18 protein-coding genes are annotated in these 24,701 nt (G+C 56.8%); 7 read left to right on the plus strand and 11 right to left on the minus strand.

Going from position 1 to position 24,701, the window contains the following annotated elements; all coding sequences use genetic code 11:
• Window positions 1-105: 105 nt before the first annotated feature.
• From hslU to ACUN9X_RS05980, 5 genes are all read right to left on the minus strand, one after another.
• Window positions 106-1,431 (minus strand): ATP-dependent protease ATPase subunit HslU, encoded by a 1,326-nt coding sequence (hslU, locus tag ACUN9X_RS05960; RefSeq protein ID WP_260038887.1) that lies wholly within the window; start codon window positions 1,429-1,431, stop codon window positions 106-108.
• A gap of 11 nt (window positions 1,432-1,442) precedes the next feature.
• Window positions 1,443-1,973, minus strand: a complete 531-nt coding sequence (gene hslV / locus ACUN9X_RS05965; RefSeq protein ID WP_260038888.1) for an ATP-dependent protease subunit HslV — start codon at window positions 1,971-1,973, stop codon at window positions 1,443-1,445.
• Window positions 1,974-2,143: 170 nt separating this feature from the next.
• A complete protein-coding gene (locus ACUN9X_RS05970; RefSeq protein ID WP_260038889.1) occupies window positions 2,144-2,797 on the minus strand; it encodes an SPOR domain-containing protein in 654 nt (217 codons plus the stop codon).
• Between the two features lie 32 nt (window positions 2,798-2,829).
• Window positions 2,830-4,515: an arginine--tRNA ligase gene (gene argS / locus ACUN9X_RS05975; RefSeq protein ID WP_445472473.1), complete on the minus strand. Its 1,686-nt coding sequence runs from the start codon at window positions 4,513-4,515 to the stop codon at window positions 2,830-2,832.
• Window positions 4,516-4,633: 118 nt separating this feature from the next.
• Window positions 4,634-6,841, minus strand: coding sequence for a primosomal protein N' (locus ACUN9X_RS05980; RefSeq protein WP_445472474.1), 2,208 nt, complete (start codon window positions 6,839-6,841; stop codon window positions 4,634-4,636).
• 225 nt (window positions 6,842-7,066) lie between these two features.
• Here ACUN9X_RS05980 and rpmE point away from each other — a divergent pair, with 225 nt between their 5' ends.
• On the plus strand, window positions 7,067-7,282 hold the full coding sequence (rpmE, locus tag ACUN9X_RS05985; RefSeq protein WP_260038893.1) for a 50S ribosomal protein L31: 216 nt from the start codon (window positions 7,067-7,069) through the stop codon (window positions 7,280-7,282).
• A 323-nt stretch (window positions 7,283-7,605) separates the two neighbouring features.
• Window positions 7,606-8,871 carry a malic enzyme-like NAD(P)-binding protein gene (locus ACUN9X_RS05990; RefSeq protein WP_260038895.1) on the plus strand — a complete coding sequence of 422 codons (1,266 nt, stop codon included), beginning with the start codon at window positions 7,606-7,608 and terminating at the stop codon, window positions 8,869-8,871.
• A 109-nt stretch (window positions 8,872-8,980) separates the two neighbouring features.
• On the opposite strand, the gene ACUN9X_RS05995 is transcribed toward ACUN9X_RS05990, so the two are convergent.
• The 3 genes from ACUN9X_RS05995 to ACUN9X_RS06005 form a co-directional block, all read right to left on the minus strand.
• The gene (locus ACUN9X_RS05995) at window positions 8,981-10,426 is read right to left on the minus strand and encodes a WS/DGAT/MGAT family O-acyltransferase (protein WP_445472475.1); all 1,446 of its coding nucleotides are present in this window, start codon (window positions 10,424-10,426) and stop codon (window positions 8,981-8,983) included.
• Window positions 10,427-10,675: 249 nt separating this feature from the next.
• Entirely contained in the window at window positions 10,676-11,263 is a 588-nt protein-coding gene (locus tag ACUN9X_RS06000) for an HD domain-containing protein (RefSeq protein WP_445473186.1), read from the minus strand.
• Window positions 11,264-11,319: 56 nt separating this feature from the next.
• Window positions 11,320-12,099, minus strand: coding sequence for a class II aldolase/adducin family protein (locus ACUN9X_RS06005; protein ID WP_260038897.1), 780 nt, complete (start codon window positions 12,097-12,099; stop codon window positions 11,320-11,322).
• Window positions 12,100-12,274: 175 nt separating this feature from the next.
• On the opposite strand from ACUN9X_RS06005, the gene ACUN9X_RS06010 reads away from it, so the two are divergent.
• On the plus strand, window positions 12,275-12,967 hold the full coding sequence (locus ACUN9X_RS06010) for a Crp/Fnr family transcriptional regulator (protein ID WP_260038898.1): 693 nt from the start codon (window positions 12,275-12,277) through the stop codon (window positions 12,965-12,967).
• Window positions 12,968-12,997: 30 nt separating this feature from the next.
• On the opposite strand, the gene ACUN9X_RS06015 is transcribed toward ACUN9X_RS06010, so the two are convergent.
• Window positions 12,998-13,708 carry an SIMPL domain-containing protein gene (locus ACUN9X_RS06015; protein WP_445472476.1) on the minus strand — a complete coding sequence of 237 codons (711 nt, stop codon included), beginning with the start codon at window positions 13,706-13,708 and terminating at the stop codon, window positions 12,998-13,000.
• A 306-nt stretch (window positions 13,709-14,014) separates the two neighbouring features.
• On the opposite strand from ACUN9X_RS06015, the gene ACUN9X_RS06020 reads away from it, so the two are divergent.
• From ACUN9X_RS06020 to ACUN9X_RS06030, 3 genes are all read left to right on the plus strand, one after another.
• On the plus strand, window positions 14,015-14,941 hold the full coding sequence (locus ACUN9X_RS06020) for a diguanylate cyclase domain-containing protein (protein WP_445472477.1): 927 nt from the start codon (window positions 14,015-14,017) through the stop codon (window positions 14,939-14,941).
• A 128-nt stretch (window positions 14,942-15,069) separates the two neighbouring features.
• Entirely contained in the window at window positions 15,070-19,704 is a 4,635-nt protein-coding gene (locus ACUN9X_RS06025) for a CHASE domain-containing protein (protein WP_445472478.1), read from the plus strand.
• A 3-nt stretch (window positions 19,705-19,707) separates the two neighbouring features.
• The gene (locus ACUN9X_RS06030) at window positions 19,708-20,406 is read left to right on the plus strand and encodes an aspartate/glutamate racemase family protein (protein WP_445472479.1); all 699 of its coding nucleotides are present in this window, start codon (window positions 19,708-19,710) and stop codon (window positions 20,404-20,406) included.
• Here the strand turns inward: ACUN9X_RS06030 and ACUN9X_RS06035 are convergent.
• On the minus strand, window positions 20,392-21,276 hold the full coding sequence (locus ACUN9X_RS06035) for an AEC family transporter (RefSeq protein WP_445472480.1): 885 nt from the start codon (window positions 21,274-21,276) through the stop codon (window positions 20,392-20,394). The two genes, ACUN9X_RS06030 and ACUN9X_RS06035, sit on opposite strands and share 15 nt — an antisense overlap.
• 284 nt (window positions 21,277-21,560) lie before the next feature.
• On the opposite strand from ACUN9X_RS06035, the gene ACUN9X_RS06040 reads away from it, so the two are divergent.
• Entirely contained in the window at window positions 21,561-23,147 is a 1,587-nt protein-coding gene (locus ACUN9X_RS06040) for an ABC-F family ATPase (protein ID WP_260038906.1), read from the plus strand.
• A 123-nt stretch (window positions 23,148-23,270) separates the two neighbouring features.
• Here the strand turns inward: ACUN9X_RS06040 and ACUN9X_RS06045 are convergent, their stop codons facing one another.
• The gene (locus ACUN9X_RS06045; RefSeq protein WP_445472481.1) at window positions 23,271-24,686 is read right to left on the minus strand and encodes a DHA2 family efflux MFS transporter permease subunit; all 1,416 of its coding nucleotides are present in this window, start codon (window positions 24,684-24,686) and stop codon (window positions 23,271-23,273) included.
• Between the last annotated feature and the right edge of the window lie 15 nt (window positions 24,687-24,701).

Raw genomic sequence — 24,701 nt, forward strand, 5'->3', positions numbered from 1 at the left:
CTCCGCGGGCAGAAAAGTCATATATAAGGAGGGCCGGCGAGGGAGTGAACAGGTATTCACTCCCTCGGGTCTTATCACGCGCCGGGACATGTCCCGGGCATCTGGTCAGAGAATATACCGACTCAGGTCTTCGTCCTCGGCAAGGTCGCCAAGTCGCTCGTCGACATAGGCTGCGGTAATTTCAAATTCACCGTCGACGGCATCACCTGCGTCGAACGACAAGCTTTCCAGCAGCCGTTCCAGCACAGTATGCAGACGCCGAGCACCGATGTTCTCGGTGGACTCGTTGACCTTCCAGGCAATCTGGGCCAGTCGATCAAGGGCGTCTTCGGCGAACTTGAGGGTAAGTCCCTCGGTGCCCATCAGTGCTTCATACTGTTGTACCAGCGAAGCATCCGGTTCAGTCAGGATGCGCTTGAAGTCGTTTGGCGTGAGTGCCTTCAGCTCAACGCGGATCGGTAGCCGGCCCTGCAGTTCGGGAATCAGGTCTGACGGCTTGGTCAGGTGGAACGCGCCCGACGCAATAAACAGAATGTGGTCGGTGCGGATCATGCCGAACTTGGTCGAAACGGTGCTGCCTTCGATCAGTGGCAGAAGATCGCGTTGCACACCTTCACGGGAAACATCGGCCGAACCGCTTTCAGAGCGCTTCGCTACCTTGTCGATCTCATCAATGAACACGATGCCATTCTGTTCGACGGAATGAATCGCCTTCTGCTTGATCTCTTCTTCATTGACCAATTTGGCGGCTTCTTCATCCCGTGCAGCGATGAGCGCATCAGCAACTTTCAGCTTGCGCGTTTTGCGCCGGTCCTTCGACATGTTGGAGAACATGCTCTGAAGCTGATTGGTCATTTCTTCCATGCCGGGGGGCGCCATGATTTCCACGCCGGCAGCCGGATTGTTCAGGTCGATTTCGATTTCCTTGTCGTCCAGCTCGCCTTCGCGCAGTTTCTTGCGGAACAATTGGCGAGTGGAGGAGTCAGCCGGCTTGCTGTCTTCCTCAAAGCTTCGGGCCGGGGGCAGCAGGGCGTCCAGAATGCGGTCTTCCGCAGCATCCATGGCCCGATGCTCGTGGCGCTTCATTTCCTTTTCGCGAAGCATTTTGACCGCCATGTCCGCAAGGTCCCGAACGATGGATTCAACATCGCGGCCGACGTAGCCCACCTCGGTAAACTTGGTGGCCTCAATCTTGAGGAATGGTGCATCGGCGAGTTTGGCTAACCGGCGGGCGATCTCGGTTTTACCGACGCCGGTGGGGCCGATCATCAGGATGTTCTTGGGGGTAATTTCATCGCGCAGCCCGGTGTCGAGCTGCATGCGACGCCAGCGGTTACGCAGTGCAATCGCAACGGCACGCTTGGCATCTTCCTGTCCGACGATGTGTTTGTTGAGCTCGTGGACGATTTCGCGAGGGGTCATTCCAGACATGTCAGCTCCTGTCACTCGTTGGTAGACAGCACTTCGAGCGTGCGGTTGTGGTTAGTGTAGATGCAGATGTCAGCCGCGATATCGAGGCCCTTGTCGACGATCTGATCGGCCGGCAGCTCGGTGTTTTCGAGCAATGCGCGGGCAGCGGATTGGGCGAATGGCCCGCCGGATCCGATAGCAATCAGGCTGTTCTCAGGCTCAATTACGTCCCCGTTACCGGTAATGATCAGCGAGGCCGTGTGGTCGGCGACAGCGAGCAGTGCTTCAAGTCGTCGCAGGGCCCTGTCCGTTCGCCAGTCTTTGGCGAGCTCCACTGCGGCTCGGGTCAGATTACCCTGATGTTTTTCGAGTTGGGCCTCAAAACGCTCGAAAAGGGTAAATGCGTCAGCGGTGCCTCCGGCAAAACCGGCCAGCACCTTGTTGTTGTAAAGGCGGCGAACCTTACGGGCATTGCCTTTCATAACGGTGTTGCCCAGGGATACCTGGCCATCACCACCCATGGCGACCGTATCACCGCGTCGAACTGAAAGAATCGTAGTCATGTTTGCTCCGGTTGAATGGAAAGCGCAAAGCGTTCTTCAGAATTCTGATAGATATGGCAGCGAAGCGGAGAAATTCAAGGGCTGGGGTGGGGAAGCTGTTGTAACTCTCGAATGCGACAGCCATCAGGTGGGCGGCTATCGCGTTCGAGAAGTGCTGGATGTTGAGGGTATCAGCCCTCTTTGGGGACCTTGCGGACCAGTGGCGCGATGTTGATGCGAACCAGTTTGTCGACCGCACTGTTCATTTTGCTTCGGGAATCGTAAGGCCCGATATTGACGCGATACCAGACGCTGCCGCTCTCCAGATTGATTTCGTCAATTTTGGCCTGAAGCCCCTGGAACGCAATCTGGGCCCGTTGGCGCTCGGCATCCTCGCGACCACGGAATGACCCGGTCTGGATGACATAGCGGTATTTGCGCTGGGCAGCTGTCGGGCCCGGATCGTAGGCTTCAACCTTGGGTGCCACGACTTCGGATTCGGGCAGCATCTCGTAAAACTGAAATGCCTGCTTCTGTTTGGCTGGCTTATCTGCCGGCGCCTGCTCGCTTTTGCTGTTTGCGGTTGCGGACTTCGCCGGTGCTTTCGTTGCGACCGGCTGACTTGCATCAGGCTTGGGCATCGAGTTCAGGTAAGCAATAAACCCGACAAAGCCGCCAACCAGTGCCAGCGACAGGATCCAGCGGATAGACAGGCCGCCGGACTGGCGTGACGGCGACTGTCGGTTTACTTTCTTTTTGGCCGGTGCTGCGGGCTTCTTGCGACTTGGCGGTCGCGAGGTCGCGGCACGGCTGGTGCTTGGCTTTTTGGCGTAATCGCGGGACATCGTTATGGTCTCGGGTTCTCGCTAACTGCGAATTACATTTCTTCAGGTGCGCTGACGCCGATAAGGTCAAGGCCATTGACCAGTACCTGCTTCACCGCGAGATACAGTGCGACGCGACTGTCCCGAACGGCGGTATCGTCGATCAATACCTTGTGCGCGTTGTAATAGGTGTGGAACAGACCCGCAAGCTCACGCAGGTAATGCGTCAGGTGGTGCGGCTCACGCTGGCGGGCGGCATTGGCAATCAGCTCGGGATAACGGGCAAGCTGGTTGGCAATTTCACGTTCTTCATCCAGTGCCAGGCCGCTCAGGTCGCTGCCGAAATCCGCTGCGTTGATGTCGACGCCCAGCTCCTGAAGCTTGCGAAGGACGCTGCAAATCCGGGCATGCGCATACTGGATGTAGTAGACCGGGTTTTCATTGGTCTGGGAGCGTGCCAGGTCAATATCGAAGGTCAACTGTGAGTCGACCCGCCGAGCAGCCAGGAAGAACCGGGTTGCGTCGCGGCCTACTTCGTCGATCAGATCGCGGAGGGTGACGTAACTCCCCGCGCGCTTTGACAGTTTGACTTCCTGTCCTGAGCGGGTGACCAGCACCATTTGATGCAGGACATAGTCCGGCCAGCCTTCGGGAATGCCTGCTTTCAACGCTTGCAGGCCAGCCCGTACGCGGGTCACTGTTGAGTGATGATCTGCGCCCTGTTCGTTGATCACGGTGCTGAAGCCGCGTTGCCACTTGTCGAGGTGGTAGGCCACATCAGGCAGGAAATAAGTGTAGCCGCCATCAGACTTTCGCATCACGCGATCTTTGTCGTCGCCGAACTCGGTGGTTTTCAGCCAGAGGGCATTATCTTTTTCGTAGGTGAAGCCATTGGCGTTGAGCGCTTCAACGGTCTTCTCGACCTTGCCTTCGTTATACAGTGAAGACTCAAGGAAGTAGACGTCGAATTTGACGCCAAAGGCCTTCAGGTCGAGGTCCTGTTCGCGGCGCAGGTAGGCCACAGCAAAGTCCTTGATTGCGGCCAGGTCATCCGCATCACCTTTGGCTGTTACTTCGCGGTCATCGGCTGTTACCGTTGCCTTCTCAAGATAGGCGTTGGCTGCATCCTGGATATAGTCGCCGCGATAACCGTCTTTCGGCCATAGGTCATCATCCGGCGATATGCCTTTGATGCGGGCCTGAACAGACAACGCCAGATTATCGATCTGCGCGCCGGCATCGTTATAGTAGAATTCGCGGGTCACCCTGTAGCCGTTTGCTTCCAGCAAGCGTGCCAGGCAATCGCCGATGGCTGCGCCACGGCCGTGGCCGACGTGCAGGGGGCCGGTAGGGTTGGCGGATACAAATTCGATCTGCACCGATTCACCGGCGCCACTATTGTTGAGCCCGAATCCGTCGGCAGCACTGCGAACCGTATTCACAATATCGAAGCTGCTGGCGTCGCTCATAAAGAAGTTGATAAAGCCGGGGCCTGCAATTTCCACTTTCGCCACGGCGCTGCTTTCGGGCAGCTTTTCAATCAGCAAGTCGGCCAGTTGTCGCGGCGGTTTGCCGGCGGCTTTAGCAGTAACCAGGGCAATGTTGGTGGCGAAATCACCGTGGGCTTTGTCGCGGGCGCTGTCCACGTTGAGTTTGAAGGCCTGGTCCTGAGGCAGAACGCCTTCAGCCTGGAGGGCCGCGATGGCGGCTTCGAGTAGCTGGATTACCGTGTCTTTCATGCTGGCAGATGACTCAGTCAGATCGGAGCGTTGATGGGGGTGAAAGCCCCCGGCTGTCGGGGCTCGCTATTATCGCGGAAAGGGGCTGTTTTCTCAATGCGGCGGCGCAGCGCCTTCCTTATCCCGTCTCCAATGGGTCAATGTCGATCTGCCATTTGAGACCACGGGGTTGGCGCTGGGTTTCCAGTTGCTGGCAAAGTGGGCCAAGCACCCGTTGCAGGGTGCGTCTTTGATCCGCTACGAAAACCAGGTGCGCGCGATGTCGATCAGCCCGACGGGCGATGACGGCTGGCAGGGGGCCCCATGTTTCGATGCCGGTGTCCGTTTGGGGTGTAGCCTGTTGCGGTTGCAGCTGTATGACCTGCTTTACGCCGTCGAGAAAGGCGAGGCTCTCGCCCATTGTTTCAGCCTCTGCTCTGAGTAATGCCATCGCGCGATAAGGCGGAAAGCGAGCGCCTGCACGTTCGTCCAGCAGGGTTTGCGCCATGTCCAGGTAGCTCCCGGTACAGAGCTGTTGCAGTAGCGGATGATCGCTGTGACAGGTCTGAATCAGCACCGTGCCAGGGATCGTGCCGCGTCCGGCCCGGCCACTGACTTGCAGCAGTGTCTGAATCAGCTGCTCCGGGGCGCGGAAATCGACACTGAACAGCCCGCCGTCCGCATTGACTACGACCACCAGTGATACGTTGGGGAAATCATGACCCTTGGCCAGCATCTGGGTGCCAACCAGGATGCAGGGATCGCCGGAATTGACCTGCCCCAGGATTCTGTCGATGCTGCCTTTGGTGCGCGTGCTGTCCCGGTCGACCCGAATAACCGGTGTGTCCGGGAAGCGTGTGCTGAGAATATCTTCTGCCCGTTCGGTGCCCTGGCCGACAGGCTTGTACGCCTCGCTCTGGCATTTCGGGCAGGTGTTGACGGCTGCGGTTTGATAATCGCAGTGGTGGCAGCGCATGGCGCGTTCCCGGCGATGGTAGGTCAGCCGCGAGTCACAGCGAGGGCATTCGCTGATATGGCCGCAGTCGAAGCACATCATCACCGGCGCAAACCCGCGTCGATTGACGTAAACCAGAACCTGCTCGCCCTTGTTGATGCGCTCGCCGACAGCTTTGAGTGCCGGTGCTGAAAGCCCGCCTTCGAGCGGTCGGCTGCGGATGTCCAGCAGGCGGATAGTAGGCAGAACCGCAGGGCCGGCTCTTTCTTCGAGCCGTATCAGGTGATACTTGCCGCTGGTCGCATTGTGATAGGACTCAATAGAAGGTGTGGCAGAACCGAGAATGATCGGGCAATTATTCTGGTGGGCCCGGAATACCGCCATATCCCGGCCTGAATAACGGAAGCCTTCGCCCTGCTTGAACGATGTGTCGTGTTCTTCGTCGACCACTATCATCGCGAGATCCGAGAATGGCAGCGTGACGGCAGACCGGGTGCCGATCACGATAACCGGTTCGCCGTTGCGCACGCGGAGCCAGCTCTGCAGGCGTTCGCTGTCGTTGAGGGCCGAGTGCCAGACGGCTATTCGGGCGCCGAAGTACCGCTGGAAGCGTCGGACGGTCTGGGGCGTCAGGTTAATCTCGGGCACCATCACCAGCGCCTGCTGGTCGGTACCCAGATACTGCTGAATATAATGCAGATAGATTTCGGTTTTGCCGCTGCCGGTAATGCCATACAGCAGGCTGCAGTTAAAACCGTTTTCGATCGGCTGAAGTTCAGAAAAGGCGACCTGCTGTGCTGCGGTAAGAACGGGCAGGGTGGCGGTGGAGGCTGTCTCCCTGGCCGCCTCGCGCTGGTCATCCTCGACTTCTGTAAGCATCGCCTTCGCGGCCAGGCGTTTGACCTGGTCGGCACTGAAACCGGCGGTTTTGAAATCGCTCAGCGAGCAGGGCTTGCCCTGATTTTCAAGCCAGTGCAGCAACGCCTGTTGTTTGTGAGCTTGGGGCGGCAGTTTGGCCTGGCGCCCATCTTCGGTGATCGTCCAGTGGGGCTGTTTGCGCAATGCGGCGGGTCGGCCACGGCGCAACGCCGGCGGCAATGCCATAAACAGGCATTCGCCCAAAGGGTGCTGATAGTAGGCCGACGCCCAATGCATCAGCTTGCGGGTTTCGTCCGGGAGCAGGGGCCAGTCTTCAAGAACCGCCTGAACGGGTTTGAGCTGAATGCCCTCTGGTGGCTCAACCTCGGTTTCGACTACCAGGCCAATCAGTGATTGGCGCCCGAAGGGAACGCGCACCCGTTGCCCGGGGCAAACAGCCACACCTTCGGGCAGGCTGTAATCGAACAGTTTGCGTAGCGGGCGGGCCAGAGCAATGCGGACGGTCTGAATCACTAACGCTCCCGAGGTATTCAAAGGGGTTCTAGTAGCCGTAACAGTCACTATAGTGGAAGGTCGCTATGCTCTCATCACTTGGGTTCTATTGCGATTCAAATCTTTTCTGCTATCATTCGCCGTCTATTTGTGGCGGGCCAGTATTGTCCCGCTTTGTCATTTGATCAGAATATGCGGTGCCTGGCACGAGATCAGGTGGCGGCATGACCTAAGAGGGTTTCCCCCATGAAAGAAGGTATCCACCCAAAATATACAGACATGACCGCGACTTGCAGCTGCGGTAATGTTATCAATACCCGCTCGACTATCGGTCACGATATGCAGTTGGACGTGTGCTCACAGTGTCACCCGTTCTACACCGGCAAGCAGAAGGTTATGGACACTGCCGGTCGTATCGATCGTTTCCAGAAGCGTTTCGGTGGCCGTATCAAGAAAGGTTGATTCGGTTAACCCGTCAGCATCCTGTGCTGACTGGTATTGGAAAAGGCGCCTATACAGGCGCCTTTTTTGTTTCTGGCGCCCTCTCTTAAATGGTTCTGGAGTTGGTCAAAACTTGCGCAGCAGCTCTTGTTTGAGCTGAACACTCACGCCATAATGTCGCGCTCCTGCTGGCACTGGATGCTGGTGGGGCGTATAAGTGAGAGTAGTGTCGGGCGCAATGAATAACACATTGCACCTTATGATCATCCCGGAATAAGGATGACGGGGCTCCGGCAAGCACAACCTATCTCCACCCTATTAACGTGACAAACGGAACAGTGGCAATGTCTCAAGATCTGAAGAAAGCGGCCCTTGATTATCACGCCAACCCGCGGCCCGGTAAGCTGAGCGTTGAAATTACCAAACCGACTCAGACTTCCCGTGACCTCTCTCTGGCGTATAGTCCCGGGGTTGCCGAGCCGGTCCGCGAGATCGCTAAAGACCCTGAAAACGCATACAAGTACACCGGGAAGGGTAATCTGGTGGCTGTTATTTCCGACGGCACCGCGATTCTGGGGTTGGGTAACCTGGGGCCACTGGCCAGCAAGCCGGTAATGGAAGGCAAGGGCGTACTGTTCAAGCGTTTTGCCGGTATTGATGTGTTTGATATCGAAGTGAACTCGGAAAGCCCGCAGGCATTCATTGAAACGGTTGCGCGTATTGCGGACACCTTCGGTGGAATCAACCTGGAAGATATCAAGGCACCCGAGTGTTTTGAAATCGAACGGGCGCTGAAAGAGCAGTGCAGTGTACCTATCTTCCACGATGACCAGCACGGTACTGCGATTGTAACGGCTGCGGGCATGCTGAACGCACTTGAGCTGCAGGGCAAAACGCCGGAGACAGCAAAAGTCGTTTGCCTGGGTGCTGGTGCAGCGGCTGTGGCCTGCATGAAGCTGCTGATCAGTTGTGGTATCAAGTCAGAAAACATCCTGATGCTCGACCGTAAGGGCGTTATCCACGCCGGTCGTGATGATCTGAACCAGTACAAAGCCATGTTTGCCAACGAGACAGATGCTCGTACGCTGGATGACGCGATGGACGGTGCAGATGTTTTCCTGGGCCTATCCGGTCCGGATCTGGTGCCGGTTGAGTCGCTGATGAAGATGGCGCCGAACCCGATTGTATTTGCCTGCTCCAACCCTGATCCCGAGATCAGCCCGGAAGTCGCGCTGGCCGCACGTGATGACATCATCATGGCGACAGGTCGTTCAGACTATCCGAACCAGGTTAACAACGTACTGGGCTTCCCGTTCATTTTCCGTGGTGCGCTGGATGTGCGTGCAACGGCAATCAACGAGGAAATGAAAGTCGCGGCTGTTAATGCGATTCGTGAGCTGGCGAAAGAACCGGTACCCAAAGAAATCTGCGAAGCATACGGCGTCGATAGCTTTGAGTTTGGTCGTGAATACATCATTCCCAAGCCTATGGATATTCGTCTGCTTGAGTTTGTGCCTGCTGCCGTTGCCAAGGCGGCCGTAGATTCAGGTGTAGCGCGTCATCCATATCCGTCGCACTACCCGCTGAAGTCGATCGCTGATATCAAGTAATCGTCTCAGAATATTTTGCCACGCTGACCGATCTGTCGGCGTAGCTGATCAAAAAGCCCCGGCGATCCCGGGGCTTTTTTTGTTTTTGGGCCGTGTCAGAAATGGGGGGCTACCCGGCTTTCTTGACACGCTTGCGCGGTGTTTTGGGCTTCGCCTTGGGTTTGGGGAGTAGCAGCGATTCGAGCTCGTCCAGGGCTTCGCCCGTGTACACGGCCAGTTTCTGCATGCTGGGCAGGGTATCTCTGCACCCGGTAAAGCCGAAGTTCAATGACCCCGCATAGCTCAGGCAGGTGATGTTCAGCGCTCCGCCGTGAGTGATGAGCGACACCGGATACATCGCTTCAAGCTTGGCGCCTTCGTAATAAAGCGTCTGCTCCGGCCCTGGCACGTTCGAGATAGTGACGTTGAACGCCGGGCGGACGCGCCCGCCCAGCCCTGTCATCAGTTGCAGAATATAAGGCGACATCAACAGCATGGTGTACTGGTTGAGCGCGCTGCGCGGCAAGCTCTGAAGATGCGTCTTGGCGCTGGCGGTGGACGCCCGTATATGGTCGAGCCGTTCTAGCGGATCGGCTACGTTTGTCGCCAGGTTGGCGATCATGAAACTGATGGCTGTGCCGGTGCCCTGATCGTCCGCAGGACGGATATTGACCGGAATGCCTGAAGTCAGCGACGTGTCGGGCAGGCGGTGTTGCTCCATCAGGAAGCGGCGCAGGGCCGTGCTGCACAGGTAAAGTACGATATCGTTTAACGACACCTCGGCCTGTTTGGCGAGGGCTTTGAGGCGGCTTAGTTCATAGTGTTGCGTGGCCAGCCTGCGTTGGCCGGTCACCCGCCGGTTGAGGCTCGATCGCGGACCGGCAAAGGGGGCCGTCAGGTGATCTTCCGGGTGGCGGGCAGCACTGGCAATCCGGCTAATCGCGCTGATCAACCGGGGTGCTGAATCCGCCTGAATCTTCAACGCTTGTAGCGCTTCCTGGAAGGCGCGCGAAATAGTGGCGGCGTTGTCGCCGGCCACTTTGTGATTGCGTTGGGGTTTGACAGACCAGGGCGCCAGCATGTTGATCTCGTCCGGATCGGTCGAGAGGATACGTTGCATCAGGCGGACACCGCTGATGCCATCAATCAGCGAGTGATGCATCTTGGTGTAGAGCGCAAACCGGTTATTCTCCAGCCCCTCGATGATGTGGCACTCCCACAACGGGCGCGCGAAATCGAGCGGGTTGGAATGCAGCCGCGACACCAGAATGCCAAGCTCGCGCTCACTTCCCGGTTTCGGCAGGCCGGAGTGCCTCACGTGATAGTCGAGGTCAATATGGCGATCAACTTTCCAGTGAGGGCTCAGCAGGCGGCCGAACAGGCCGGCGTTCGCCAGTTTGTAGTTCCACGGGGAAGCAACATCGCAGTTGGTTTTCATCCGGGTGACCATGTCCCGGAGAAAGGTTTCAGGTGCGCCTTCAGGCAGCGAAAATATTTGCAGTGTGCCTACTTGCATTGGGGTGTCTTCTGACTCCACCGCAAGCCAGGAGGCGTCCAGTGTGTTCACGCGTTTCATGCGTCTCCTTGTGCTGCCGGTCTGACCCTGGCATGTCGTTATTGTCTTGCGTTGAAGTATATACAAAGCCATCTGTCAGGGAATGCTGCAATGTCACAGCACCGCCATTTTCGGTGATGACGTATATCAAGACTTCTCAATACTTCCCAAGACTCATCAACACTCTCCACGATCGGTCCGGCATGGCACTGCGCATTAACGTTGATCAGAACACACGGACACACATCAAACCGGGTTGATGTGAGAAAGTCAGGCTTTCTCCTCCATCGTTTTCTTGTAGAGGGATTTTCGGGGGCGGGCCATTACCTCCCGCACCATGGGCGCAAAGAAATCCAGCGGCAGGGTTTCTGCCTCCGGATCAAACGCGGGCGAGTCGTATTTTGTCACGAACTCCAGAGTGTGGGCGTAATGGGGGTGGTCCTTGAACTGCTCCCGCATATCCCGATCCATACCCAGGTGGTGGAAGAAGTAGTAGCCCTGGAAAATGGCATGGTGCTTCACCATCCAGTGGTTTTCCTCGCTGACAAACGGTTCCAGCAGAACCGCCGCCACATCGGCGTGGTTGTATGTGCCGAGGGTGTCGCCGATGTCGTGCAGCAAAGCGCACACGACATACTCGTTATCCTTGCCGTCCCGGTGGGCGCGAGTGGCGGTTTGCAGGCAATGGGTCATGCGATCAACCTTGAAACCGCCGAAGTCGCCTTCCAGCAGTTTCAGGTGGTCCATGATGCGGTCGGGCAGCGTCTTGGCAAAATCACCAAATGACGCGGCTATGGTTTGCCAGTCTTCGGCTGTACCGTCCTGCATGTCACTGAATGCAGCACGTGGGCTGTTCATGTCGCTCATTCTGGTCTCCCTTATTATTGTCGTGGGTACGTTTGCCAGAGAACTCCTCAGTTCCGGAAGCTGGAGTCGGTCCGGTCGAGTTTGCGGAGCAGACCCGGCCAGGCCAGGTTGCCGCCTTTACCTTTGGTGACTTTTGATGCCTGCTGCTTGATGGTGCCGACGATGTCGCCCGGAATCGGTGCCATTTCCCGGTTGCCACTGAGTGCCCGGATCTGGATCTCGCAGGCGCGCTGCAGCGTGTACATATTCAGGAAAGCGTCAGCGATGGTTGGTGCTACGGTCAGCAGGCCGTGGTTACGCAGGATCATGAACTTCGACATCCCGAGGTCTTTCTGCAGCCGTGCTTTCTCGTCCTCGCGCAGGGCAACGCCCTCATAATCGTGATAGGCCAGATCGGCCAGCGGGAACAGGCTTTGTTGTGACAGGGGAAGCAAGCCATCCTGCTGCGCAGAAACGGCGATGCCGTCCATTGTGTGGGTGTGCATCACGCAGGTCGCATCTTCGCGAACCGCATGGATGGCGCTATGGATGGTGAAACCCGCCGGGTTGATGTCGTAGTCGTCAGGATCGATTTTGTTACCTTCCTGATCAATACGCACCAGGCTGGATGCGGTGATTTCCTCGAACATCATGCCGTAAGGGTTGATCAGGAAGTGGTGCTCGTCACCGGGAATGCGCGCCGAGATATGAGTGAATATCAGGTCGTCCCATCCATACATTGCGATCAGTCGATAGGCTGCAGCGAGATCAACACGCAGTTGCCACTCTTCGGCGCTGACCCGTTCTTTTTTGGATGGTATGGCGGAAACATGGGCGGGACTGTTCATAGTGGTGCTCTCTTCATCGCGTTGGTTCGGCGGGGCATCCCGGTAACGTGAGGACTGCAGGCGGCGCGCAATGCGACGCACCTGTGTTTTGACCGAGGCCCCTGTTTGTTGACGTTCAGCAAGAGTGTAGGCCTCTCAAGCACCGGTTGACTGTCAATTGGTTTACACTTGCCGGATGACCGATTCTGTCGCTGTACTTCGCCAATGCCCCATTTTTTCCGGATTCCCCGATCGCGCGATTGAGGAAGCGGCTGCACATGCCCGCATCCGGCGCTTCAATATCGATGAGCTGATCTATGAAAAAGGCTCTCGCCAGTCAACGATCAGCGTGATTGCACAAGGTACGGTGCGCATCAGTTCGGTGAATGCTGCCGGTCGTGAAGCCATGCTGATTATTTTCGACAAGGGCACCTGGTTTGGCGACACCGTATTTTCACCGGGAACGCCAAGAGTTTACGGAGCGACAGCCCATACTGAAGCGGTGATTGTGGAGATGCAGGGCGAATTCTTTCGCGAGCTGATGCGCCGATATCCCGAGAGCTATCCCAACGTGCTGGACCTGCTCAGCCGCCGGCTTTGGGCGTCCATGTCGCTGATCGAGGATGACGCGCTGCGAGGGGTGCCGGCGAGAGTAGGCCGGCGGTTGCTATTCCTGGCTCAGATGCATAGCGGCGGACACACGCTGTCCGAACCGGTGACTTTCAGGCTGACCCGGGAGCATATTGCCAACATGATGGGGATGACACGACAGGGCGTGCACAAAGTGCTGAAGGCCTTTGAGGCCCAGCAAATGATCGTGCTGAGCTACGGGCATGTGACCGTCCAGGATGCGCGTGCCCTGGAGGCTTACCTGAAAACGCTGGATTGAGCAGGGCATAGCGTTTTCAGGCAGCAGGGATTATTTCAGGTAGTACTGTATCGTTGACACGACCCGCACGGTTTTTACCGGCTGCTGGGCTTCGGTTATCCCCGGTGCCTGATCCCTGGGCAGAATCTGGAAGACGCCCTGATTGGCACGTCTCAGACCACCGACCTCTGCCCCGGCGTCAGCGGCAAACTGCTGCGCAGCGTCCCGGGCCGCAGCGGTTGCTTCGGCAATCATGGCTGGTTTGATGCTATTGAGGTCATCAAACAGATAGGTTGGGCCGCTGGCACCATAATCGCCGGACAACACCACGCCGGAATCCACCAGATCACCCATCGCCTGTGCGGCCTGTTTCACCTTGTCGATATCCTGGCTGCGGATCATCAAGGTCTGGTTCACGATAAAGCGTTTGCCACCGTTACCGCTCTGGTAGGGATTGGCTTCGGTATCGGTGACGTCGATCCGTTGAAGTTCAACAGCGTCAGCCTCAATTGCCTGCAGCTTCAGGAAGGCGCTGATGGTATCCCGGCTCTTGCGGGCGGTGGTCTGGGCCTGCTCCAAGGTGTCACCGGTTGCGACAAAGCGTAGCGGCCACAGTGCGAGATTGGCTTCTACTTCTCGTTCTGCGACGCCTTTAACGGTGACGTAGCGGTCACCGGTTTTAAGGTCACGCAGACCATCGGCAATTTGCCAGGCTGCTATAACCGCGCCGATCGACAGGATAAGTGCGCTTAATAATTTCAATTCGCGTGCTCCATTTTCAGCTGGGTGTTGGCGAATGTCGCAAAAGTGCCCAGTTTACAGTTTGTTGCAAATATCTGGCATCCTTCCAATAAAACCGAACGTAATGTATTGGTCGACCTTGCCCATTCGAGTTTTGAGCCATACTGTGAATCAGTGGGGCAGAGTATAACCAATATCCGGGAGCATTCAGGTTGCAGTGACCGCGAAGGCAAATCAGAAGGTGCCGGCGAAAGGTCGCCTTTAGCGCGGTCTGCCCAAATCAACACGGCGTGAACGCCTGTCATTCGTATTGGAGTAAGTTCGTCCATGATTTTGCCAGAACCCGAGCGCGGTAGTGTGATATTGATTGTTGATGACAGCGTCGCGAGCATTGAGATACTTAGCGCATTGTTGAAAGACCTCGGCGATATCATTGTAGCGACCAACGGGGCCGACGCCGTCCGGTTGGCCGAAGAGCACCAGCCGGATTTGATTTTGCTGGATCAGGAAATGCCCGGGATGGACGGTTATGAGACCTGCCGGGCGCTGAAAGCCAATGACGAGACTCGCCACTGTGCCATTATTTTTGTCACCGCCCATACAGGGCAAGATATGGAAGTGGGTGCATTTGCAGCGGGTGCGGTTGATTTCATCACCAAGCCTTTTAATGCGCCAGTTGTCATTGCGAGGGTCAATACGCATCTGGCACTGAAGCGGAAGACAGATGCGCTCCAGCAATTGGCTGACAGGGATGGCCTGACGGGCGTCTACAATCGCCGTTATCTTGATTCCCTGCTGACAACTGAGATTCGAAGACATCATCGACAAGGACAGTCGTTGGGGTTTGCTATGGTGGATATCGATTTCTTCAAAGCTTACAACGACGGTTATGGTCATCTTGCCGGTGATGATTGTTTACGCAACTTTGCCCAATGCCTCACCGGAATGCTGCGCCGCCCAGGTGAGTTAGTTGCGCGGTATGGTGGTGAGGAGTTTGCCATTATTGTTCCGAACCTCGACGTCGACAGAGCTGAAGGGTTTTCCAATTGGTTGTGTCAGGGTATCCGTGATCTGGCGTTGCCTCATGCCTTTTCAAACATTCAAAACTATCTGACGGCCAGTGTAGGCCTGGCAGTAGGCGTGCCCCCGCAGGGCATGTCCGTCAGGGAGGTTACGTTGGTAGCCGATGCAGCGCTTTATCAGGCCAAACGTAACGGTCGAAATACGAGCGTTGTGAGCAATTTTAATCTATAAATCCATAACTTGAGGTCCGTATAAACTCCCGTGAGCAGGTTGCGGCCTGATAGTGATAGCCATCCACCGCTATTGAGCCCGGCCCGCCAGCAGAGACTGGTGGCCCTGCGGTTTCAAAGGATTCTGAAATGTCTGACGTGACTACCGTACTTCCGAAAAAGTCGCCAACAAGGCTTACGGGTTTGCTCCACGGCACACTGTTATTGATTGTCTATTGTGTCATCGGACATCTGAGCCTTCAGCTTTCCTTTGCTGTTACCAATGTTTCTCCGGTATGGCCTCCCTCCGGCATTGCCATTGCGGCGCTGCTGATCATGGGGCCACGTTACTGGCCGGTCATTGCTGCCGGTGCCTGGCTGGTCAACGTCATCAGCTTTTCCCAGTCGGGCACGGCGCTGCCCGCAGCGGCGACCACATCACTGATGATCGCAGCCGGGAACACACTTGAGGCAGTACTGGGATCGGTGCTGATTCGCCGAACATGGCAACAGCGTGGTGTGTTTGCCGACGTCGTTAGCGTGTTCCTGTTTGTGGGTGCTGCTGCGCTTGCCGCAGCTGTCAGCGCCCTGGCGGGCGCGTCTGCGTTGTTACAGGGCGGATTTATTGGTTGGGACGGTTTTTTCAACGTCATGACAACCTGGTGGCTCGGCAACATTGTCGGGATATTGGTGTTTACGTCGGTGTTTGTTGCCTGGTTCCGTTATAGGCCGCTCGGTGTCATCCGGGGTGGATTCGGCGGCGCGGTGATTTTGTTGTCATTGATTGCCACCGTGACGGTGATGATCTTTTTACCGGATTTTGGCGATCGCAGTGACAAGCAGTTGATGATGTTTTTGTATGTTCCTTGCCTTGCGATGGCGGCCTATTGCTACGGCTTGCGTGGCGTTACCAGTATCTCGCTGGTTCTGACAGCGGCCGCTGTCACAGCAACGCTCAAGGGGCATGGGCCCTTTGTCTCCGGTTCGATCAGCGCATCAATGGTTGCGTTGGACAGCTTCCTGTTGTTGTGGGTGTCATGTGGTTTGGTGCTGGCTGCCGATATTACCGAGCGGGCGCTGACATCCACGCTTAAAATGAGAGACCTGTTGCTGCCCTGGCTGGCGCTGATGGTGGCGCTGGGTGTTACCGCCTTTGCCTGGCGGATTGCGATGGTGAGTACCGAACGGGTTGTCAGCGAGGAGTTCAATCATCGGGTCAGCTCCATTCAGGCGCGTATATCCGATCGAATGAAAGATTATGAGCAGGTACTCAAAGGGGCTGCGGGGTTGTTTTATGCTTCCACGGAAGTGACTTGGCGTGAGTGGTCCCGTTATGTACAGGAACTGCAGCTGGAAGACGGCTACCCGGGTATTCAGGGTGTGGGTTACGCGGCCTATCTGGATAGCAGGGCAGAGAAAAACGCATTTGTGGAAAAAGTCCGTAGCGAAGGGTTTTCGGAGTTTGCGATTAGGCCGGAGGGCGAGCGTTCCATTTTTGGCCCCGTAACATACCTCGAGCCCTACGACTGGCGAAACAAGCGGGCTCATGGCTATGACATGTTTTCTGAATCCATCCGTCGTATGGCCATGTCGCAGGCCCGGGATTCCGGTAAAGCTGCCATGACGGGAAAAATCACGCTGGTGCAGGAAACCGATGTGGGCACGCAGGCCGGGTTCCTGATGTATTTGCCGATATATGCAGGCGGCAGAGTGCCGGCAACTGTTGCTGAACGTCGTGCGCAGATGAGTGGCTACGTTTATAGCCCTTTCAGAATGAACGATTTGATTAGCGGTATTCTGGCAGGCGCTTATCCGGATATCGGAATCACGATATTTGATGGTTCTGAGGCGTTGCCTGAACGCCAGCTGTTTCGCAGCGACTCTCTCGGTGCCCGCGCCATTCAGGAAAGTGCCAGGAGGCATACTGTTCGGGAAGTTGCGGTAGCTGACAGGCAATGGCTAGTGCAGGTTCAGGCTCTACCAGAGTTTGAGCGGGGAGTGGACTATCAAAAGGCGCAGATTGTGCTGGCAGGCGGGATACTCATCAGTCTGCTGCTGTTCTCGTTCGTAAGAGCCCTGGTGGTAACGCGGAGTCGGGCGTTGGCGCTGGCAGAGCAAATGACAGCGGCTTTGCGCCAGTCAGAATCCAAGTTTTCATCAATGGCAGAGAGCGCCAGTGAGGCGCTATTCATGCTCGATAACGAGGGCAAAATCTATTCCTGGAATCGGGCTGCAGAAAGAATTTTCGGTTATCCAGAAGCCGAAATCATCGGGCATTCGTGGTTGGAGCTTGTCTCTCCAGCAACCCGGGACCAACGTTTGGCAGAATGGAAACAGGTGTCAGCCGCCGGTTTGCCTGACCTCGCGGATCGCTCCTTTGAAGGTGAGTGTAGCCGCAAAGATGGTGCACTGTTCCCTGTAGAATTTTCATTGTCCAGCTGGGAAAGCGATGGGCAGATGTACTTTGGCGTCATCCTCCGGGATGTAACGGAGGCGCGCCTTGCCGAGCAACGGGTTGAGCAGGCAAGGGCTGCTGCTGAGGCGGCCAGTCGGGCCAAAAGTGATTTCGTTGCCAATATGAGCCATGAAATCCGCACGCCAATGAATGCCGTGTTGGGAATGACGCGCATTCTGGGGCGCACCAATCTGTCGATTGAGCAGCAGCGATACCTCGAAATGGCGCGCTCTGCCGGCCAGTCCCTGATGTCGATCCTTAACGACATCCTCGATTTTTCCAAAATCGAGGCCGGCCGTATGGACCTTGCCCCCGTGGATTTCAATATCGACCAGTTCTCGACCAGCCTCGCCAATATCATGTCAGTTGATGCAGGCCAGAAGACGCTGGAGCTGGCCGTCGGCGTCGACCCGGACGTGCCACGCCAGTTGGTAGGGGATGAACTGCGTTTAAGGCAGATCATGGTCAACCTGCTCAGCAATGCCATCAAGTTTACCGAGGAGGGGGAGGTCTCCCTGTTGATTGAGCAGGTGGAACGTCGTGGCCAGGAGTCGACAGTTCGCTTTACGGTGAGAGATTCCGGTATTGGCATGACCGAAGAACAGCTCAATAATTTGTTTACCGCTTTTTCCCAGGGTGATGCGTCCATGACGCGCCGATTTGGCGGCACGGGGTTGGGGCTCTCCATCTCCAGAAAGCTTGTTTATCTGATGGGCGGGCAGATCAATGTCAGTAGCACGCCAGGTAAAGGGAGTGAGTTCTCGGTCACACTGCCGCTGAAGGTTGCGGCTTTTGCACCACCGCCTGAAATGAGCTTGCCAAAGCCAATCGGCGAGCATCATGTGGTACTCATTGACGACAATGACACCAGTCGGGATTACCTCAAAAAAACGCTCCAGGGCTGGCATTGGCAAGTGAACAGTTACGCCTCGGGCGACGCTGCACTGGCTGATGTACGCGAGCACCCACCAGAGGAAAGCCTGCAACACATCTACCTGTTGGGACTGTCTGCTTCAGGTTTGGACGGGGTTGAACTGGCGGCTCGAGTGCGTCGGCTGCCCGGCGGAAGAGATGCCATTATCATCCTGATGGTGGGTGCCCATGTGCATGCAGCTGCGCTGGCTGATCAGGATGCATCGTTGATTGATGCGGTCATTCTGAAGCCGGTCACCAGTTCACATCTGTATGACCGGTTGCTCGAAATTCTTGTGGCCCGAGACGACAAATGGCAGACAACCGTACCGAATAAACCGCAGGGTATGCGAGAGCTGGAGGGTGTGCGCTTACTGGTAGTGGAAGACAACCTGTTGAATCAGGTGGTAACGCGCGGCTTTCTGGAGCATGCCGGTGCCGGGCTGACGATGCTCGAGGACGGAGAGCAGGCGGTGAATCACCTGCGCACCCACGCGAATCGCTATGATTTAGTGCTGATGGATATCCAGATGCCGGTTATGGATGGGGTTACTGCGACCGAAATCATCCGTGGGGAGTTGCAGCTCGAGTTGCCTGTTCTGGCACTGACCGCTGGCGTGCTTGAAGAAGAGCGGGAGCGGTACGCCCGCGCAGGAATGAACGGGTTTATACCCAAGCCATTGGATGAGGACGAGCTGATCCAGACGATCCTGCAATACTGGCAAAAAAAACCCGTTGCCGATTCTCCGGCGCAAGGCGACGAACCAGTCTCGGAGCCGGAAAGCGAGCCAGGCGAAATATTAAACCTGAGCACTCTGACAGCGCTAAGCGGCGCCAGCGCATCCGGTGCACAGGTCGTTGAGACGATCATGCGTCGCTTTGTCGATGAGGGTATCGAACCACTGCAGAATGCTCGTCGTTTATGGCAGCAGGAAGACGAAACTGCTGCAGCAACGGCCTTGCACACGCTGCGTGGGTCGATTGGTAGCATCGGTGCACAACGCTTTGCCGCCGCCGCGTTGTCACTTGAGACGCTGATAAAACAAGAACGTGATGAGGTCACGGAAGATCACTGGGATCGCCTGGAAGATGAATTGAGTCAGGCGCTGCTGGTCGCCCGGCAATGGCTCGAAAGTGAGGGCTCAGCGCCGGCGGGGGCACTTGCGTCGATGGTGAGCAGCGAGTCGGGTAGTGAGCCGCTGGCTGAGCCCTCCGATACCATTCTCGAACTGGACAGGTTGCTGGCATCGCATAACCTAAAAACGAAAGCCCTGTTTGGGGAGTGCAGGGATGAGTTGGGGCAGTGGTTGTCGAGTGCGGATATCGAGACCATGGAACAGCATATTGGTCGAATGGAGTTCGGTTCGGCGCTTGCCATTCTGCGAATGATGGTGACAGGCAACAACACTGAGGCGTGAGCGATGAGAACAATAGGTCTGTTAGGCGGCATGAGCTGGGAGTCCACGGTCAGTTACTATCGTGCATTGAATGAAGGCGTAAAGGCAGCGCGAGGCGGTCTGCATTCGGCCCGGATTATCCTCAACAGCCTGGAGTTCGCCGAGATTGAAACGCTGCAAAGCAAAGGTGACTGGCAGGCGCTGGCTGACATTCTGGTCGAGGCGGGTTTGGCAGTTGAGCGGGCTGGTGCGGATGGATTGCTGATCTGTACCAACACCATGCACAAGGTTGCACCGGAAGTGCAGGCTGCGCTTTCGATCCCGCTGCTTCATATCGCAGATGCAACGGGTGAAGTGCTGAAGTCTGCCGGTATCCGTCAGATTGGATTGGTGGGCACGCGCTATACCATGGAACAGCCGTTCTACCGTGATCGTATTGAGCAGCAATTCGGGATTGACGTGCTGGTGCCCGATCTAGCCGAGCGGGACGCTATCCACCGTATTATTTTTGAAGAATTGTGTCAGGGCGTGATCAGCGACGCTTCGCGGTCCGTGTTTCTGGACGCCATCAGCGCTCTGGCCGGACGCGGTGCACAGGGGGTGATTCTGGGTTGCACCGAAATCGCCCTGTTGGTGAAACCGTCAGATACTGACGTTCCGCTATTTGATACCACCCAGATCCACGTCGATCAGGCCGTCCGATGGGCGCTAGTACCCCGCTGAGAACACCAGCCACAGCACCAGTGGCATAATGATCAGGCTGCCGAGATTGCCGATCAATACCAGCGACGCCACCTTGTGCGGTTCCTGTTGATATTGCTCGGCGACAATATAGTTGAGTACGGCTGGCGGCAGCGCCGCGAACACCCAGAGCGCGGCGACTTGCAGGGGCAGCAAATCCAGCAAGTAAAGCATCGGCCAGACCAGCAATAAGCTGCTCAATGGGCAGGCGACAGCCCCCAGCATCCCCAGCTTCCAGTCACTGAAATCCACGTCCAGCATGCGCACGCCGAGCGCGAATAGCATCAGTGGAATACAGACTTCCCCCAGCATGTTGAGTGCAGCAAGCAGCCACTCTGGCAGCGTTGTGCCGCTCAGGTTGACCGCCAGACCGGCAATACTGGCGATCACGATTGGCAGTTTCAGCAATCGCCAGAGCGGGGCGTGGCGGTCGAGCATGTGCAGCCCCACGGAGAAGTGCAGCAACATCTCAACGATAAACAGCACCACGGCAGCCGGCAGTGCCTTTTCGCCGAAAGCGAGCACCATCAACGGTATGCCCATATTGCCGGAGTTGTTGAACATCATCGGCGGCAGGAACGTGCGCAGGTCAATCTTCAGTGCCCGACCCAGCGGCCAGAGCAGCAGACCCGAGCCCAAAACCACCGCCGCGCCGGCCAGTGCCAGGTCGGCGTACTCCTGCAAAGGCGCCTGCCTGTCGGCCAGCACAGCAAACACCAGCATAGGCACAAACAGCTCCATGTTGAGCGTGTTCATGCCTTGAATGTCCGGTGTGCGGTACCGCCCGTATAGCGCACCGCAACCGGCAATCAGAAACACTGGCAGCATGGTCGAGATAATCTGGGCGAACATCGAAAAGGTTCCGTTGAATGCTGATGTCCTGTCTCGCAGGTGAGCGAGCCAGGTAAAATATTAGTTAGCGACGCAATTATGCCCAGTATGCGCCGATACAGCGAGCCACTCCTTTCGACGATAGTGGCACTCTGCCCTGCGGAGCGGGGCATGAACGACCGGGCTGCGGCAATCCACGATCAAACTTTCATCAGTCAGACGCCACTTCCGGATCGCAAACCTGTACAATGTGCGCCTTTTCGCGCCGGCCTATCGCCGCGCCTTTTTCCTTGCAGGTCGCTTTCTTGATTTCTACAGCTAACATCACCATGCAGTTCGGGGCCAAGCCCCTCTTCGAAAACGTCTCCGTCAAATTCGGCAACGGCAACCGCTACGGTTTGATTGGCGCCAACGGTTGCGGTAAATCCACCTTCATGAAAATCATGGGCGGTGATCTGGAGCCCTCCGTCGGGCAAGTGATGCTTGAACCGAATACCCGTCTGGGTAAATTGCGCCAGGATCAGTTTGCCTACGAAGAGCATACCGTGATCGACACCGTGATCATGGGGCACGAAGAGCTGGCAAAGGTGAAAGCCGAACGTGACCGGATCTATTCGCTGGCGGAAATGAGCGAAGAAGACGGCATGGCCGTCGCTGATCTGGAAGTGCAGTTTGCCGAGATGGACGGTTACACGGCCGAAGCCCGCGCGGGCGAGTTGCTGCTGGGTCTGGATATCCCGATCGAACAGCATTTCGGCCCTATGAGCGCGTTGGCGCCGGGCTGGAAGTTGCGGGTGTTGCTGGCCCAGGCCCTGTTCTCGGACCCTGATGTGCTGCTGCTTGATGAGCCAACTAACCACCTGGACATCAACACGATTCGCTGGCTGGAATCCGTGCTCGTGGCGCGTAACAGCACCATGGTGATCATTTCCCACGACCGTCACTTCCTGAACAGCGTTTGTACCCACATGGCGGATCTGGATTACGGCGAATTGCGCCTCTTCCCGGGCAACTATGACGAGTACATGACTGCCGCTACCCAGGCGCGCGAGCGTCTGATGGCCGACAACGCCAAGAAGAAGGCTCAAATTGCCGAGTTGCAGACCTTCGTCAGCCGCTTCTCCGCCAACGCATCAAAAGCCAAGCAGGCCACGTCCCGTGCCCGCCAGATCGACAAGATCCAGCTTGAGGATGTGAAACCTTCGAGCCGGGTCAGCCCGTTTATCCGGTTTGAACAGGATAAGAAGCTGCACCGCCAGGCCGTTACCCTGATTGATCTTGGCAAAGGATTTGATGGCAATCAGCTGTTCTCGGGTCTCAACCTGCAGGTTGAAGCTGGCGAGCGGGTGGCGATTATCGGACCCAACGGTATTGGTAAAACCACCTTGCTGCAGTGCATGGCAGGCAACCTGACACCGGATAAAGGCGAAGTGAAATGGACCGACAGCGCACAGGTCGGTTATTTCGCACAGGACCATACTGCCGATTTCGCCCAGGATGCGACCCTGACTGACTGGATGGCACAGTGGACCTCCGGCGGCGAACAACTGATTCGTGGCACCCTCGGGCGTATGCTGTTCTCGGGTGATGATATCGAGAAGTCGGTGAAAGTGATTTCCGGTGGTGAGCAGGGGCGGATGCTGTTTGGAAAGCTGATTCTGCAACGGCCGAACGTGTTGTTGATGGACGAACCTACCAACCACCTGGACATGGAATCCATCGAGTCGCTTAACCTGGCGCTGGAAAATTATCCCGGCACGCTGGTTTTCGTCAGTCACGACCGCGAGTTTGTATCGTCACTGGCCACGCGCATTATTGAACTGAGCGCCACGGGCGTGACGGACTTCAGCGGTACCTATGATGATTACCTTCGCAGCCAGGGTGTCTTCTGACATCGCGCGATGGTGATAGCATAGCCACACAAAAAGCCCGCAGCGGAAGCGCTGCGGGCTTTTTGTTTGCTTAACGAGAATCAGAAATCGGATCCCATAGCCTGAAAATCTGCTAGCGGAAGCTCAGGTAGTCGGCTGTTTTCCCGGCAGCCGCATCAGCGGTATCAGCCCAAGCGCAAACAGCAGCGCGAACAGAGCAAAAGCATCCTGATAGCCTTTGGCGGCGGAAACGTAGCCCAGTTGCGCGATAAACGCACTGTGCTCCTGCAGCAGCACCGCTGCAAGGCTGACACCCAGTGCCCCGCCAAACTGGCGGGCGAAGCTGACCAGGCCTGTGCCCTGGGTGGTCAGTTCTGGTGGCAGTACGCTGAGCGCCTGAACCACAACCGGTGGCATCGTCATCGCCAGCCCGATGCGACCGACCGAGGCCATAATGGCGAGCAAGGTCAGCGAGAAACCGGCGGTGGCGAAGCTGAGAACAAAACTCGAGCCGGCAAACAGCACCAGCCCGATCCCGACCAGATAACCTGGCGCCAGCCGGTCGGTCAGTCTGCCGACAATGGGAAACGTCAGTGCCATGCAGATGCCCGCAGGTAACAACAGCAGGCCGGATGCGGAAGCTGAATTCTCCATGACCGTCTGAACCAGCAGAGGTAGCAGATAAACCGAGCTGAACAGCCCTGCGCCAGTCAGCATGGCAATCAGGAAGGCTGGCGTGATCCCCGCGTATCGAAACAGGCTCATATCAAGCAGGGGCGATCGCCGTTTGAGCTGGCACAGGATGAACAGCACAAACAGCGAAGCGGAGGCGCCAAACGCGCCCAGAATGAGCGGTGCTTGCCAGCCCATGTGAGAGCCCTGCGATAGCGCCCATAACAGCGATACCAGCCAGCCGGTCAGTAGCAGCAGACCGGTAAGGTCCAGCTTTTTCTTGTCTTCCGGCATGGTCGCTGTGGCGACATAGGTTTTGGTGAGCCAAAGCGCGTAGAGGCAATTGGGCAGCACAATCAGGAACACCGCCCGCCACGAGAACACATCCACCAGAATCCCGCCGAGCACCGGCCCGAGTGTTGGCCCCAGCACGACGCCCATGGCATAGAGCCCCATCGCCTGACCACGCTGTTGCACTGGAAACACCGAGTACATGATGACAAGCGCCAGCGGTTGCACCATACCCGCCAGAAAGCCCTGCATAATGCGAACCCCAATCAGCACCTCAAATGATGGGCTCAGGCCGCCAATCAGCGACGACACAGCGAATACGGTCAGCGTGGTGAAGTAGGTTTTACGTGCGCCGAACCGGTGTACCGCCCAGGCATTCACGAGCATACCGACCGCCATGCTGGACAGGAATGCGGTAACCAGCCATTGGCCTGCCGTGTGGTTGACGTCGAAGCGTCGCATGATATCGGGGAGTGCGACATTCACGATGGTGGATGACAGCGACATGGTCATGGTGCCGATCATCGCGGTCAGCATCACACGCCATTTATAGTGTTCGCCAAATCGGGCCTGTAGCTGTTCCAGCGTTTGTGGCATCAGGCACCTGGCCTC

The sequence above is a fragment of the Marinobacter sp. V032 genome, from assembly GCF_052645435.1.

Coding starts and splice junctions, on each gene's coding strand:
- ACUN9X_RS06020 (WP_445472477.1), top strand. CDS start 14,015: ATGATTTTGCCAGAACCCGAGCGCGGTAGTGTGATATTGATTGTTGAT.
- ACUN9X_RS05995 (WP_445472475.1), bottom strand. CDS start 10,426: ATGAAACGCGTGAACACACTGGACGCCTCCTGGCTTGCGGTGGAGTCA.
- rpmE (WP_260038893.1), top strand. CDS start 7,067: ATGAAAGAAGGTATCCACCCAAAATATACAGACATGACCGCGACTTGC.
- ACUN9X_RS05990 (WP_260038895.1), top strand. CDS start 7,606: ATGTCTCAAGATCTGAAGAAAGCGGCCCTTGATTATCACGCCAACCCG.
- ACUN9X_RS05970 (WP_260038889.1), bottom strand. CDS start 2,797: ATGTCCCGCGATTACGCCAAAAAGCCAAGCACCAGCCGTGCCGCGACC.
- argS (WP_445472473.1), bottom strand. CDS start 4,515: ATGAAAGACACGGTAATCCAGCTACTCGAAGCCGCCATCGCGGCCCTC.
- hslV (WP_260038888.1), bottom strand. CDS start 1,973: ATGACTACGATTCTTTCAGTTCGACGCGGTGATACGGTCGCCATGGGT.
- ACUN9X_RS06035 (WP_445472480.1), bottom strand. CDS start 21,276: ATGTTCGCCCAGATTATCTCGACCATGCTGCCAGTGTTTCTGATTGCC.
- ACUN9X_RS06030 (WP_445472479.1), top strand. CDS start 19,708: ATGAGAACAATAGGTCTGTTAGGCGGCATGAGCTGGGAGTCCACGGTC.
- ACUN9X_RS06005 (WP_260038897.1), bottom strand. CDS start 12,099: ATGAACAGTCCCGCCCATGTTTCCGCCATACCATCCAAAAAAGAACGG.
- ACUN9X_RS06000 (WP_445473186.1), bottom strand. CDS start 11,263: ATGAACAGCCCACGTGCTGCATTCAGTGACATGCAGGACGGTACAGCC.
- ACUN9X_RS06010 (WP_260038898.1), top strand. CDS start 12,275: ATGACCGATTCTGTCGCTGTACTTCGCCAATGCCCCATTTTTTCCGGA.
- ACUN9X_RS06025 (WP_445472478.1), top strand. CDS start 15,070: ATGTCTGACGTGACTACCGTACTTCCGAAAAAGTCGCCAACAAGGCTT.
- ACUN9X_RS06045 (WP_445472481.1), bottom strand. CDS start 24,686: ATGCCACAAACGCTGGAACAGCTACAGGCCCGATTTGGCGAACACTAT.
- hslU (WP_260038887.1), bottom strand. CDS start 1,431: ATGTCTGGAATGACCCCTCGCGAAATCGTCCACGAGCTCAACAAACAC.